Here is a 13,498-nt window from a genome sequence, read left to right on the forward strand (position 1 = left end):
CCCAAGTATGGATCACAAGTGATCCAAATGGAACATAATTGATCCATGGACGTGACACCGTCGATGTGTCAACCGACTTGACGTGTCGAGGGGACATGTTGGGAATCGGCGCGATTCTTCACACGTGGAGCTGCCGGGGGCCGGGTTTCAGCCAGGTATGCCGCTGCCTGCGGTCGTCACGTCGAGCTCACCCGTCACCGCAGCCGTGATCAACGACTGCTTGTATTCCCGCAACAGAGACATCGAGGTCGTGATCGCCTGATGACGGGAGAGGCCGTCTGACGCCAACGCGTCACATTCTGCTGCGACGGCAGCCTGGTCTTCGGGCGAAAGGTACGGGATCACCAGCGCCTTGATTCGCGCGACGTTGATACGTGTGAACGTCGAGCCCACCCGAGCGGAATCCAACTGCGGCGTGGTGAGGTAGTTGAGGCAGTACGCCAAGTAAAGCTGGTCGTCCTCGTCTGACCCGGATCCGCGAGTAGCTTGCGTGTGGGTTGGGCGGCCAGTGAACGGCGGATAGATTTTGTGTTGTGGCAGTGTGTTTTTGGGTGCGGGCAGCGCGGATGGCCCGGTGGCGCTCGGGTGGGCGGGTCTTCGGGGTCCTGGGTCGTCGGGACAGGGGATTCGGCGGGTTAGGCCGCGGTGGGTAAGGCCCGGATCCGGGCCAGGACGGTGGGCAGGAGCTGGCGGTCCGGGCGGCAGCCGCAGGATCAGCTGGCGGCCGTGGCGGACTATGCGGGCTGGGACGCAGAGCAGTTCGTGGCGTAGGCGGGCGCCGTGGGCGCGGTGACGGCTGGTCGATCCCGGTCAGGGCTTGCAGCAGAACGGAGATGTTCCCGGCGAGCAGGGCAGCCCACATCCACACCGTGTTGATGGCGTGGTCGCCCGAGGGCAGATGCCGCAGCGCGGCCCCGAGCTTGGCTTCCCGGATCCGGTCCTCAATGTCGGTGCGGCGGCGGAACCAGGACTCGACCTGCGTGATCGAGGCAACCGGTGCGGCCGCCTCACCCGGCTCCGCCGGCTCCGCCGGCTCGGCCGGCTCCGCCGGCTCGGCCGGCTCGGCCGGCTCGGTGGGGTTGGCCGGGTGGTCGTTGGCGGGGATATTGGTGACGATGAAGGAGACCGCGTGGGCGTGGGTGGCCGCGCCCTCCAACGCGCGAGGGTGAGTTGGTTCTTCTCGATGGTGCGCCGGCGCCGTGAGCGGGGGTCGTCGGAGATGTCCTCGGCCTCGATGCGGACCCGGCGCACGATGGTGTACGTGTGCGGCGGCCACCCCTGCGGGGCGTAGTCGACCGCGGCGACCTGCGCGCCGGGCATCCCCTCCGCCGCACCCCAGGCGTCCTCGGGGATGGCGGCGTAGGCGCGCCACATCGCGGTGTTCCGTTTCGCGGCGATGGCGAAGTCACACCCGGCCGCCACCGCGGCGTGGGCCAGGTCGGCGGTGAAGTAGCCGGCATCCGCGCGCACCCGCAACCGATCCCAGTCGGCCGCGGCCGAGCGGATGTCCTCGGGGATCCCGGCCAGGACCCGGCGCAACAGGTCAGCGGCCCGGGGCCTCACATCCTCATTCCCCGCGAGCAACTCCGCGGCCAGGGTCAACCCGGCCTCGGCCCAGGTCCCCAGATGCGGACGGCCCGCGCGCTGACCGTGATAGTTGTAGGCCACGCCCTGCTTCGTCGGCCCGTACACCTCCACATCGGTGGAATCCAAGTCCACCGTCACCGCCGCCGCCAACACCGCCCGGCGGGACGCCGGCAACAACCCGACCGCATGACCGGTCAGGTCCGCGACCGCACCCTCCAGACCGGCCAGCTGCGCCGGCCCGAACCGGCGGGCCAACCCCGCCGCCGTGGTCGAGGCCAACACCGGCACCGCCGACAACGCAGCACCCGGCCACATCCTGGCGCTGCCGGTCCAACGCGGCCAGCACATCCCCGCCGAGCAACTGGCACTGCGCCAGCGACACCAGCACCTGCCCGCCCGTCGCGCCCCGCTCCCGCTCCTTGATCGCACCGATCCCCCGGTCCAGGCGCCCGACCAGATCCAGTTTCTCGATGAACTCCGCGAGCGCTGCCACCCCCGAGGTCCCGGTCAACGACGGATCCGGCGCGCCGATCCGCACCCGCTTCCGCACCCGGCCACGACCACGTACTCTCTTCATCGACAAGGTGCTTCTCCTCGCTGGCCAATCGAAGGCTTCGTAACCCCGATTCTCCCAGTAGGACAAGCACCTTCGTCACATCACACGCCGATCACCCCACCACTACTCGCGGATCCGGGTCTGAAGTAATCCGACAGACATCCTGGCCCATGGTGAACGGCTCAGAGTTGTCGACGTAGGACGCGGTGCCCGCCGACGCGTTGCGGCTGTATACAAGGTCCCCCTGCCGGCATCGGCGGAGATCATCGGCCAGATCCAAGAAGTCCTCGTAGCCGACAAATCGTGTGGCGCGTCCAAGTTCCAGTCGGCCCGGCGAGATGTCGCCCGGGCTAATGACGGGGTAGCCCGATTCTTGGTAACTAGGCGTTCGGTGCTTGCAGTCAATGACCCGTCCAGCGTGACGCCAGTCGTACCAGCTGACGTGTGCCATCCGTCAGAAACCAAGGGTCAGCACTGATCTGTTCGAGGTTTGGTTGCAGCAAACGATCCATGATTTGCCGGCGGGTGACATCAGCCATCAGCACGGCCTGTTGGCGGCGGGCGGTGATGATCTGGTCGATTCGGGCGACGCGGTCGTCGAGGAAGTCCGCGATCCGCCGCTGTGACTCTCGGCCAGCCATCGGCACAGGTGCGGACCTGAGTCCCGCCGTGGTCAGCCCGTATCTCGAGATCCCGGACGCGTGGTTGCTGAAGTGGTCGAGGACTGGTCGACTCCGCAGAGCCCACGTGAGATATCGAGGATGAGTTAAAGGTAACGGGCGGGCTATCGCCAGGTGGTAGCCGCACACGAAGTCGTCGGCGGACCTATCGACAAAGGCGCAAATCCCGATGTCTGTCGGGTCCTCCGAATCTTTCGTCAGGATGGAATCGCCGACTTCTAGTCGGAACCGTGAGACTTCGTCGGATGTTGCGGTAGCGCGCATGAGGTCCGGGCCGGGTCCGACCCTGTCGTTCTTATAGACATCGGTGTAGTTGCACAGCTGCACAGGTAGTTCGCCGGCGTGCGTGTGCTTGTCGACGCTGCTGGTCCGCACCTCGGCGACGTGCCGCAGGGGCATTGTCCTCATAGGCCGAGTCCGTTAATCCACTGCTGGATCTGGGCCTCGAGGTCCTTGATCTCTTGGGCGATCTCCTCGACGGGCCGCGGTGGCGTGTAGACGTAGAACTGGCGGGTGAAGGGGATCTCGAAGCCAACCTTGGTCTTCGTGTGGTCGATCCACGCATCCGGCACGTAGGGCCGAATCTCGTTATCCAAGTGCGCTTCTGCCGTCTCGATGAGTGCCCGTTCACGCGCGGTCTCATCCAGCGCGAGCCAGCCGGCGGGCAGGGGCACGTTCTCCTGGTCGCGCAGGTCGGGGTCGGGCTCGACCTTCCCACCGCGTCCTTTGACGATCGGCGCTTCGGAGTCGGCGACGGCGCACGCCTTCGCGAACGTCCTCTTCTGCGCCGTGGACAGCTCGGGCACCTCGGACAGCAGCGCCTTCTCGGTCTCGAACCGCTGACCGACCAAGGCGGCATACGCGGCATACGGCTCATCAGCGACGACCTCGGCGGTGACTTCCCATCGGCGGCGCATCGGCCGCTCGACCGTGATCCGCTGGAAGCCGAAGGTCTCATTGGTGAGCACCTTGACGCGGGCGTCCGCGGCGTACTCATCGCGCGCTCCGCCGTATAGCTGTGCGATCTCGTCGATCGCGGCAGGGGTGAGTTCTTTGCGCTTGTCGCCCAACGACTTCCGCATCTTCGTGCCGTGCTCGCGGGCATCGATGAGTTTGACGGTGCCGCGGTCCTCGGTCGCCTTGTCGTTGGTGAGGATCCAGACGTACGTGGAGATGCCGGTGTTGTAGAACATCTGGTCCGGCAGGGCGACGATCCCTTCGAGCCAGTCGTTCTCGAGGATCCAGCCGCGGATCTCCGACTCCCCGGACCCTGCCTGCCCGGAGAACAGCGGCGACCCGGACAGGACGATCCCGACCCGGGACCCGGTCGGCTTCATGTGCGACAGCATGTGCTGCAGGAAGAGGAACGAGCCGTCCGATACCCGCGGCAGGCCGGCGCCGAAGCGGCGTGGAAGCCCTGCTTGGCGTGCTCGTCCTTGATGGGCGCGGCATACGCCTTCCAGTCCACGCCGTAGGGCGGGTTCGCGAGGATGTAGTCGAACTTCTCGGTCGGGAAGGCGTCGGCGGTGAGGCTGTTGCCGTTGCGCATCCGCTCCGGGGCGGTGTCCTGCATCATCAGGTCGGACTGAGCGATGGCCCACGTCTCGTCGTTGAGTTCCTAGCCGAAGACGTTGACGATCGCGGCCGGGTTGAGGTCCTTGATGTGGTGCAGCGCTGTCATCAGCATCCCGCCAGTGCCGGCTGCCGGATCGTAGACCGTGCGCACCGGCTTGGGGTTCTCGGTCAGCTCCTTGGCGGTCTCGCCGGAGACGAGCAGGTTGACCATGAGGCTGATGACCTCGCGTGGCGTGTAGTGCTCACCGGCGGTCTCGTTGCTCATCTCGGAGAACTTCCGCAGCAGCTCCTCGAAGATGTAGCCCATCGCCTCGTTGCTGACCACAGTCGGGCGCAGGTCGAGGTCGGCGAAGTCCGCGACGACGGCATACAGGATCCCGGCCCGGTCGAGGCGCTCGAGCTTTGGGGTCGAAGTCGTAGGCCTCCATCACGGCATACGCCTCAGGGGAGAGCTTTCGGATGTAGGTGCGCAGGTTGTCCGCGAGGTTCTTGTCGTCCCCCAGCAGGCTGGCGAACGTCAGCGGCGAGGTGTTGTAGAACCGGTGGCCGGCCTTCTTCTTCAGCAGCGCGGCCTGACCCTCGCCGATGTCCTTCATCCCGGCCGCCGCCTCGAGGACCGCCTGTTTCGTCGGGGCGAGCACGGCGTCCATCCGGCGCAGGACGAGTAGCGGCAGCATGACCGAGCCGTACTCGTGCTGTTTGAAGGTGCCGCGCAACTTGTCCGCGACCTTCACACGAAGGCGACCTTGTCCTGGAACCCGACGGGAGTCATGACGCATCCTTCTTCCGGCTGCGCGGTTCGGGAACATCCAGTCTGGGCATGGCTCGCTTCATGAAGAGGTCGAAGTGTGGCACCGTGAACGCGGCATAACCGTGCTCTGGCGTGTAGAGCAACCCCATGTTGATCAGTTCTGCGCGCACAGGGGCGACTTGCGGTGACGTGCGGCCAAGGAGAGCCGCCACATCCGCGGCCTTCTGCGGGCCCGGGCCGAGCTCGGCCATCGCGCGCAGGTACGCGCGCTGGAGTTCGGTCGCTCGATCGAGCCGGACCCGGAAGAACGACGAGTCGAGCTTCGACTCGTAGACGGGAATGGTGTCCTCAATGTCCTCGCGCGTGATGGTGGGTCCGGCCGCCAGACCCCACGCGGCATACCCGAGCTCCTGAATAAAGTATGGGTAGCCACCGGTGATCGCGACGGCGCGATCGAGCGCCTCATCGGAGTAAGCCGCTCCCTCCGCCTTCGCGGGCTCCGCGAGCGCTGCCCGTGCATCGTGGTCGTCCAGGTCGCCGATGCTCGGGAACTTGAACAGCCGTTCGGCATACGACTTGGCATCCCCGGCGAGCTCGGCAATCTGGGGAAGGCCGGCCCCGACGAGGGTGACTGGCAGTTTTCGTTGGACCAGCTTGTGGAGCGCCTGGATCACCGACTCCAGCTGACGCGAGGAGAGGAACTGGATCTCGTCGAACAGAAGCACCACCCCGCGGCAGTCAGCCTTAGCTGCTTCGCCGATCGCCACGAGCACGTCGGTGAGGTCAAGGCCCAGGTCCCCGTGGTCGGCCAGGCCCTCGGCCGCCTCGACGTCGATGCCCGCGCTGACGCCACCCACAGGATCAAGGTGGATGGCAAATGCCTTGAGGACGGCAGCGGCGTGGCGCATCCGTTCGTTCCACTTCGCCTTGGGCGACAGCTGGAAGAGGGCCGTCCGCAGTCGGGCCGAGATGTCACGTCGGAACTGGTCATCGTCGTGCTTGGAGACCTCGAGCTCGATGACGGCCCAGCCCGACTCAAGAGCCTTGGTTCGAAATCGGCCGAGCAAGACCGTCTTGCCGACGCCGCGCAGGCCGCTCACGATCATCGACTGCTCGGTCATCCCCCGGTCGATGCGCCGCAGGAGAAGCTCGAAGCTCGCCAGCTGGTCATCGCGGCCGATGAGCGCTTGAGGCTCAGCGCCCGCGTTCGGCGTGTAGGGGTTGGTGACCGGGTCCACACCCGCATCTTAGTGGCTTTATGATGGCTTATCTGGGATGGCAAAAATGATCTAACGTCGATAAGACCCACAGTCACCAGCCTGGCCGAGGCCACCGAGCACGTCGCAGGACCTCACTCTTGGGGAGGTTCTTGACCTGCCGGGGCTCGAGGACATCCACGACCTCACCCTCGGCGACGGTCCCTCCGCCGGATCGTCGACCTGCGTGAGGCCGCGGCCGAGACCTGCGATGTGCCCCCGGACACCTGTCCTCCTCGAGCGCCGGCTGGGGGTGACCGGCGTCATCGTCTACGGACGGCATGCCTGCGGCGACCCGGCGATCGAGTGCGAACCTTCGCGCCGTCCAGTGGGGTCCCCGAGGATCCGGTGTGCGGCAGCGGAAACCGGCAGCGTCGCGGTCTACCGTCGCGACCTCGGCCAGGTCGCACCCGGCACGAGTTGTCTCGTGGCACAGGGCAGCCGGGTCGGGCGCGAGGGGCGCATTGCGGTCACGATCAGTGACGACGGGTCGGTGTCGGTCGGTGGGTCGTGCGTCTCCAACCTCACCGGACGGCTAGACCGAAGTTACGGCTGGTTGACGTGGCGAACCCCCTGCTGGGCAGGGGGTTCGCTGGTTTGGGTGTTGGTGGTTCTGTCTACTTGCCGTTGATGGTTAGGGGGATGGGGGCGTTTAGGAGGGCGAAGGTGTGGCGTTGGGTGGGGGTGGGTTCGGCCAGGGTGGGCACGAGGGGTGTGGTGTGGTCGGTGCCGTAGCGCAGGTCGTTGCGGGTCAGGGTGGCGAGGTGTTTGAGCAGGGCCGGGAAGGACCGCACGGGCTGGTCGTGGTCGTCGGTGTGTCGGGAGGCTTTGCGGTCCGCGGCCGGGGAGCGGTGGGCGGGGGCGACCGGGTCGGCGGGTGTTGGCGGGTGTTCGTCGGTGTAGGTCAGGGGGGCTAGGGTGGCGCGTAGGTGCCAGGTCAGGTAGGCGGCGAGCATCACAATCAGGACGTGGGCGCGGACGCGGTCTTCGAGGCGGTGGTAGATCGGGCGCAGGTCGAGGTCGGTGGCTTTGATGCTGCGGAAGTCGCGTTCGACGTGGGCGAGGTTTTTGTAGGCCTGGACGATGCTGGCGGGGGTGAGGGTCTCGGCGGGCGTTGGGGTGCGTAGCACGTAGATGCCGTCGAGGGCGGCTTCGGCGGCGATCTGGCTGGTTTTGCGGGTGATCACCACGGTGGTGTCGGTGATGGTCAGGTCGAAGTGTTTGGCCATCCGGTATTTGTTGAGGAGTTTGCCGACCCGCAGGCCGATCGTGTCGGCGCCGGCTAGCCGGCCCTCGGCCACTGCTCGCTGGGTGGGGGCCAGGGCGGTTTCGGTGGCGGTGAGCAGGTCCTCGCGTTTGCGGGCGCGTTCGGTGGCCAGGAACGGGTTGCGGCAGGCGATCAGCCGTTCCCCGGGGTAGTCGGGGTGGCTGATTTCGGCCAGGTTGTGTTCATCGAACAGGGTTGGTTGAAGCGGGCCGCCCTCGGCGGCAAGGGTTTTGATCGCGGGGGCGCGGAGCGCGGTGATCCAGCCGAGGTCGGCTCGGGTGGCCGGGTCGGTGTTGGTGTGGCGGATCGCGGTGATCCGGGCGGTGGTGATCATGCCGCGGTCGCCGACCATGACCATCTCGGTGAGTTTGAAGGTGTCCCGCACCAGGGTGACGGCCTCGATGAACGCGGTGGGGTCGGCGGTGTTGCCGGGGAAGACCCGGATCGCGACCGGGCGACCGGCCGGGTCGGTCAGCAGCCCGTACTCGATCTGGGTGCGGTTCTTCTTCCCGTCGCGGGAGTAGCCGCGCCGGGCCAGTGGGCAGTGGCTGCCTTCCATCCACGAGGACGATAGGTCGAACAGCGCCATCCGGGCGGGGTTGGCGTCGGCGGCCAGGTGGCGCCGGGCCAGCTGCTTCTCGATCGCGTCCTGGCGCCCGAGTAGCCAGTCCATCGCCGCGTAGACCTCGTCGGTGGAGGCACCGGCCAGGTCGAGGTCGACGCCCAGGGTGGTGTCGGCCCACCAGGAGATGGTCGCCAGCTTCGAGCCGGGTGCCAGCACTCGGGCGATGATCAGCCCCATCGCCAGGTCCCGGGCCCGCCCGGGCGGCCCGAGTAGCCCGGGTAGGCCCAGGGCCCGGGCTTGGGCCCACACCGCGGCCACATGCCCGTGCGGCAGGGAGCGGGTGATGGTGGCGGCCTGGTCGGCCGGGATGAACGCCTGCCCGGCCAGGCGGGCCCGGATCACCTCGATCAGCTCGGCCGGCAGGTGGGAGAGGTTCGCGACCGTCTCGTTGCGTACCTTGCCGTTCTCCCGCCAGGAACGCCGCAACAGGTGGGTCTCGTAGTCCCGGGCCACCCCGTCCTTACCAACATAGTGACGACGGTGCGTGGTCACATGAACCGCTCCACCACGTTTCGCCATACCGCCAAAATATCACACCGTGCCGGATCGATCGATCCACTTTAGTGACGACACACCGAGGGGTTAGAAGCCGCATCACTGCAGGTCAAAACGGGGATCAGCCCTCAAACCACTCGCAACTTCGGGCTAGACCTGTGCGCGGCGGATCTCGTTGCCGGGGAGGGCGATGCGTGACCACAGGCGCGACGGGAGGGTATGCCGCGTGGTGACCACACGGCATACCGTCCCGCCGTCGGGTGGGGGACGCCGGCGCGCTCGTCAGGCCGGCTGCGCCTGGCCGCGGAAGGTCATCCGGTAGGCCTGAGGTGTCACGCCGACACTCTGACGGAAGTGCATCCGCATCGCCGCCCCGGTGCCGAAGCCTGCGTCGCCTGCGATCCGATCGACGGACCGGTCGGTGGTCTCGAGCAGTTCGCAGGCCCGCTGGACGCGCTGCTCGAGGAGCCACTGCATCGGGGAGATGCCGGTCTCCTCGCGGAAGCGTCGAGTGAAGGTGCGTCGGCTCACCGCACAGGCTCGGGCCAGCGCGTCGAGGGTGATCGGGCGGTCGAGGTTGGCCAGGGCCCAGATTCGGGCGCGGCTCACGACCGACATCGAATTGTCCGGGACCGGACGCTGGATGTACTGGGCCTGGCCGCCCTCGCGGTTCGGCGGGATGACCGTGCCGCGGGCCACGTCGTTGGCGACGGCCGCCCCGTGGTCGGCGCGGATCATGTGGATGCACAGGTCGAGACCGGAGGCGACCCCCGCCGAGGTGAGGATGCCGTCGGACTCGGTGAAGAGGACGTGCGGGTCGAGGTGCACCTCGGGGAAGAGTCGGGCGAAGTCGGGGGAGTTCTTCCGGTGGGTCGTCGCGGGGCGACCGTCGAGCAGCCCGGCGGCGGCGAGGACGAAGGCGCCGGTGCAGATAGAGGCGATGCGGGTGCCCGGCGGATCAGGCGAGCGCGGCCGACAGGGCGTCGCTGAGCCGACCCTGGGTCTCGGGCCGGTAGTCGTCCTCGGAGGCGGGGACGATGACCGTGACCGCCGTGGCCAGCACCTCCGGGCCGTGGCCGACCTCGAGGGTGAAGTCGGCCTGGGCGATCACCGGGCCGGGCGTGAGCGTCGCGGTGAGCACCTCATACAGCGGCTCGCCCGCCGTCGAGCGCGCCTCCCCTGATCCTCGACATCGAGACGGTCGACGACCACCTCGACGCCGCCCGCGCCGCGGTCCGGGTCTGCCCGGTCGCCGCGCTTCGACTGGCCTGAGCAGGCCACCGTCATGAAGCGGATCGTGGTCGTAGGCAACGGGATCGCGGGGCTCACCGCGGCCGAGAGCGTGCGCGACGCCGGTTTCGACGGCGAGCTGACGATCATCGGCGACGAGGCCCACGCCCCCTACACGCGACCGGCACTGTCCAAGGCGGCCCTGCTCGACGACGACCCGGCCGTGCTGCGTCTTCCCGAGTCAACCCACGGCGCCACCGAGATGCTCGGCATTCGCGTCGAGCACGTCGACACCGGCCGCCGGGTGCTCCGGCTCGGCGACGGCGACGGCGACGACGTGCCCTACGACGGCCTGGTCATCGCCAGCGGTTCGCGCGCTCGACACCTGCTCCCGGCCCCGGCCGAGCGCGAGTCCGCCGCCGAGGAATCCGGGGAACTCACGCTGCGCAGCCTGGACGACATGATCCGCGTGCGCCGGCGCCTCCACGACCGCCCGTCCGTGGTCGTCGTCGGCGGTGGACCGTTGGGTATGGAGATCGCCTCCGGTGCCATCGCAGCCGGCTGCCCCGTCACGCTCGTCGCCAATGGAACACCGCTGCACCGCCACCTCGGCACCTACCTCGCCGATCTGCTCGTCGGCGCCGCCCGAGAGCACGGTGTCGTCGTCCGCACCGAGGGGTGCGCCGGCGCGCGGCGCGGCAGCACCGGCCCGGAGGTCGTCCTGCACGACGGGACGATCGTCGCGGCCGACGTCCTGGTCAGCGCGATCGGCGATCTGCCCAACCTGGAGTGGCTCGAAGGCAGTCACCTGCTCACCGGGGGTCAGCTCATCGTGGACTCGCGCGGCCGGGTCATCGCCGACGACCGCGCCCGCCCCGACATCGTCGCTGCCGGCGACATCGCGACCTTCCCGACGGCGATCGGGCCCCGGCGGGTTCCGTTGTGGACCAGCGCGATCGACCAGGCCAAGGTCGCCGGGCCCGCCCTCGTGCGGGGCGACGAGGCACCCGCCCTGGATTTCCGGCCGTACTTCTGGACCGAACAGTTCGGCCTCCACCTGCGCGCCGCGGGCGAACTCCCGCCAGACGGCAGACCCGAAGTCGTCGACGGCGATCCGCAGACCCGTTCGGCCCTGTTGCGCTGGGCGCGGCCCGACGCCGGCACTGCGGCCGCGCTCAACTTCCGCTACCCGATCCCGCGCCTGCGCCGGCTCGCCCAGGCCCAGCCGGCCCCGGCCTGACGAGCAGCACGCGCCCGGGCGGCTCCACCCGAGCCGGCCGAGCGGCATACGAAGTCACTTATCCGACAATGATCTTCACGATGAGGTGTGTTCCATGACAACGACAACGTCCCCGGCGACGGCCGAGCTGGACCTATTCTCCGACGAGGTCCTCTCCGACCGCGATCCCTATTTCGCGCAGCTGCGAGACATCGCATCCGTCGTCCACCTGCCCGTCAACAAGGCCTGGGCGCTGACCCGGTATGACGTCATCCGCGACGCGCTCGGCGCCCCGGAGGTGTTCTCGTCGACCAAGGTCGCCTGGAACGACGACATGAACAACGCCTTGCGCGGCACCAGCCTGGCCACCGACCCGCCGGACCACGCCGCCCTGCGCGCGGCGCTGACCGAGAACCTCTCGCCCCGTGCGCTGCGCACGATGAAGGCGCAGATCGACGCCAAGGCCGACGCGGTGGTGGCCGCGCTCGTCGAGAAGGGCTCGTTCGACGGCATCGCCGAGCTGGCCCGGGCCTTCCCCCTCGAGGTGGTCGCGGACATGATCGGCATCCAGGGCACCGCCCGCGACAACGTCCTGCGCTGGGGCGACGCGGCGTTCAACGTCCTCGGCCCGATGAACCCGCGCACGATCGAGAACTTCCCGATCGCCGGGGAACTGTTCGGGTGGGCGACCACCGTCACCGCCGGCGACCTGACCGAGGGAAGCATGGGCCGGGCGATCTTTGCCGCCGCCGAGCGCGGGGTCATCCCGCAGGAGGCCTGCGGCCACATCATCCACCAGTATGTCGCGGCCGGCATGGACACGACGATCGCCTCGATCGGCAACGCGCTCAACCACCTCGGCCGCAACCCCGAGCAGTTCGCGATCCTGCGCGCCGATCCCAGCCTCGTGCCGTCGACGTTCAACGAGGTGTTGCGCTACGAGTCCCCGGTGCACGCCTTCGGCCGGTTGGTCACGAAGGACACCGAGATCGACGGCACGCTCGTTCCGGCCGGCGAGCAGGTGGCGATCCTGTATGCCGCGGGTAACCGCGACCCGCGCCACTACGCCGACCCGGATGCTTTCGACGTCCGCCGCAACCCGGTTGACCACCTCGGTTTCGGATATGGCATCCACGGGTGCGCCGGGCAGGGCCTGGCCCGCCTCGAGGCGCACGCCGTGTTGACCGCCCTGATCACCCGCGTCGAGGCCTTCGAGGTCGGCGAGGGCACCCGCCAGATCAGCAATATGACCCGCAGCCTGGACTCGCTTCCGGTCACCATCACCGCGGTGGCGTAGGGCGAGGGGTCCGGCAGGTCGATAAACCCCCTGTTGATCTGCGGGTCCGGCACCTACAATCAATGCCGCCCGCCGGCGCGGCAACGGCTCGCGCCATCCCACCCGACGACAATGCCCGCACATCCGGCCTGCCCGGCGACCAAGGGGGTGACCCGCCATGACCGTCATCGTGCTTAACACGACCTACGAACCGCTGCACTCGGTGAGCGTCAAGCACGCCATGACGATGCTGTGGCGAGGCGTGGCGGCGGTCGTCGAGGAAGGGCCCGAGCGGTTCGGCCCGATCCTGGCGCCCAAGGTGCTGATCCTGACGCGCTACGTCAAGACCGCGTGGAAGTACGCCCGTCGCAAGACCGGCAAGGCGCGCTATGCCGACGGCGTCAAGGTCACCACGGTCATCGCCGACCCGATCGCGACCTACACCCGAGAGGGCGTGCTCAAGCGCGACCACGGGCAGTGCGCCTACTGCGGGCAGCCGAACGCGACCACGATGGACCACGTCCTGCCCCGCTCCCGCGGTGGCGCGACTGCCTGGGACAACGCCGTTGCCGCCTGCGAATACGACAACTGGCGCAAGGGCGACCAAACGCCCGAGGAAGCGGGAATGAAATTGCTCTGGCAACCGTTCATCCCCACGGTTTATGACCTGACTTGGGGGTGAGAAAGATGCCGCGCATGCAAAACACCGAGATCGACTACCTGCACCAGCAGCCGGCCACGGCCATGTGGACCGGTCCGTCGGGGACCGTGCACACGGTCACCGGACGGCTGTATGAGCACGTCGGCCGGCTCTACCTCGCCGGTCGGCGGGTCAGCTGGCTGATCGAGGCCGGCGCCACCGTGCACCACCCCGACGCCGCCTGGCTGGCCGGGCTGCTGGAGCGCTCGCTCGGCCAGCCCGTCGCCGCCTGAACCGGAACCGCAGCCCACGCCCGCGGCCGCAGAGTCGGTGAGGTGCGT

14 protein-coding genes and 1 pseudogene are annotated in these 13,498 nt (G+C 68.2%); 5 read left to right on the forward strand and 10 right to left on the reverse strand.

Annotation, left to right across the window (positions count from 1 at the left end; genetic code table 11):
- Positions 1-147 precede the first annotated feature (147 nt).
- Together V9G19_RS03810 and V9G19_RS03815 are read right to left on the reverse strand one after the other, a co-directional pair.
- Complete coding sequence (locus V9G19_RS03810) at positions 148-444, reverse strand: restriction endonuclease subunit S (protein ID WP_462284157.1); 297 nt, start codon at positions 442-444, stop codon at positions 148-150.
- Positions 445-810: 366 nt separating this feature from the next.
- Positions 811-1,902 carry a transposase gene (locus V9G19_RS03815; protein WP_462284158.1) on the reverse strand — a complete coding sequence of 364 codons (1,092 nt, stop codon included), beginning with the start codon at positions 1,900-1,902 and terminating at the stop codon, positions 811-813.
- 155 nt (positions 1,903-2,057) lie between these two features.
- Here V9G19_RS03815 and V9G19_RS03820 point away from each other — a divergent pair, with 155 nt between their 5' ends.
- Positions 2,058-2,207, forward strand: a complete 150-nt coding sequence (locus tag V9G19_RS03820; RefSeq protein ID WP_462284159.1) for a hypothetical protein — start codon at positions 2,058-2,060, stop codon at positions 2,205-2,207.
- A gap of 337 nt (positions 2,208-2,544) precedes the next feature.
- Here V9G19_RS03820 and V9G19_RS03825 read toward each other — a convergent pair whose 3' ends face one another.
- The 8 genes and pseudogenes from V9G19_RS03825 to V9G19_RS03860 form a co-directional block, all read right to left on the reverse strand.
- Positions 2,545-3,222, reverse strand: coding sequence for a restriction endonuclease subunit S (locus V9G19_RS03825; protein ID WP_462284160.1), 678 nt, complete (start codon positions 3,220-3,222; stop codon positions 2,545-2,547).
- Between the two features lie 5 nt (positions 3,223-3,227).
- Positions 3,228-4,160 carry an HsdM family class I SAM-dependent methyltransferase gene (locus V9G19_RS03830; RefSeq protein WP_462284161.1) on the reverse strand — a complete coding sequence of 311 codons (933 nt, stop codon included), beginning with the start codon at positions 4,158-4,160 and terminating at the stop codon, positions 3,228-3,230.
- Positions 4,157-4,705, reverse strand: a pseudogene (locus V9G19_RS03835) (HsdM family class I SAM-dependent methyltransferase). The gene V9G19_RS03830 and the pseudogene V9G19_RS03835 overlap by 4 nt, the downstream one beginning before the upstream one ends.
- Complete coding sequence (locus V9G19_RS03840) at positions 4,641-5,132, reverse strand: type I restriction-modification system subunit M N-terminal domain-containing protein (protein ID WP_462284162.1); 492 nt, start codon at positions 5,130-5,132, stop codon at positions 4,641-4,643. Before V9G19_RS03840 ends, V9G19_RS03835 begins: the two are co-directional and overlap by 65 nt.
- A gap of 34 nt (positions 5,133-5,166) precedes the next feature.
- Positions 5,167-6,387: an ATP-binding protein gene (locus V9G19_RS03845; RefSeq protein WP_462284163.1), complete on the reverse strand. Its 1,221-nt coding sequence runs from the start codon at positions 6,385-6,387 to the stop codon at positions 5,167-5,169.
- Positions 6,388-7,022: 635 nt separating this feature from the next.
- The gene (locus tag V9G19_RS03850) at positions 7,023-8,816 is read right to left on the reverse strand and encodes an IS1634 family transposase (RefSeq protein ID WP_462284164.1); all 1,794 of its coding nucleotides are present in this window, start codon (positions 8,814-8,816) and stop codon (positions 7,023-7,025) included.
- 258 nt (positions 8,817-9,074) lie between these two features.
- A complete protein-coding gene (locus tag V9G19_RS03855) occupies positions 9,075-9,734 on the reverse strand; it encodes a GlxA family transcriptional regulator (RefSeq protein WP_462284292.1) in 660 nt (219 codons plus the stop codon).
- A gap of 16 nt (positions 9,735-9,750) precedes the next feature.
- Positions 9,751-9,933 carry a hypothetical protein gene (locus V9G19_RS03860; protein ID WP_462284165.1) on the reverse strand — a complete coding sequence of 61 codons (183 nt, stop codon included), beginning with the start codon at positions 9,931-9,933 and terminating at the stop codon, positions 9,751-9,753.
- Positions 9,934-10,077: 144 nt separating this feature from the next.
- Here V9G19_RS03860 and V9G19_RS03865 point away from each other — a divergent pair, with 144 nt between their 5' ends.
- The 4 genes from V9G19_RS03865 to V9G19_RS03880 all read left to right on the forward strand — a co-directional run bounded on the left by V9G19_RS03865 (position 10,078) and on the right by V9G19_RS03880 (position 13,450).
- The gene (locus tag V9G19_RS03865) at positions 10,078-11,262 is read left to right on the forward strand and encodes an NAD(P)/FAD-dependent oxidoreductase (protein ID WP_462284166.1); all 1,185 of its coding nucleotides are present in this window, start codon (positions 10,078-10,080) and stop codon (positions 11,260-11,262) included.
- Between the two features lie 94 nt (positions 11,263-11,356).
- A complete protein-coding gene (locus V9G19_RS03870) occupies positions 11,357-12,538 on the forward strand; it encodes a cytochrome P450 (RefSeq protein ID WP_462284167.1) in 1,182 nt (393 codons plus the stop codon).
- A gap of 157 nt (positions 12,539-12,695) precedes the next feature.
- On the forward strand, positions 12,696-13,199 hold the full coding sequence (locus V9G19_RS03875) for an HNH endonuclease (protein ID WP_462284168.1): 504 nt from the start codon (positions 12,696-12,698) through the stop codon (positions 13,197-13,199).
- Between the two features lie 5 nt (positions 13,200-13,204).
- Complete coding sequence (locus tag V9G19_RS03880) at positions 13,205-13,450, forward strand: hypothetical protein (RefSeq protein ID WP_462284169.1); 246 nt, start codon at positions 13,205-13,207, stop codon at positions 13,448-13,450.
- Positions 13,451-13,498 lie beyond the last annotated feature (48 nt).

The sequence above is a fragment of the Nostocoides sp. genome, from assembly GCF_037045025.1.
Taxonomy (GTDB): domain Bacteria; phylum Actinomycetota; class Actinomycetes; order Actinomycetales; family Dermatophilaceae; genus Nostocoides_A.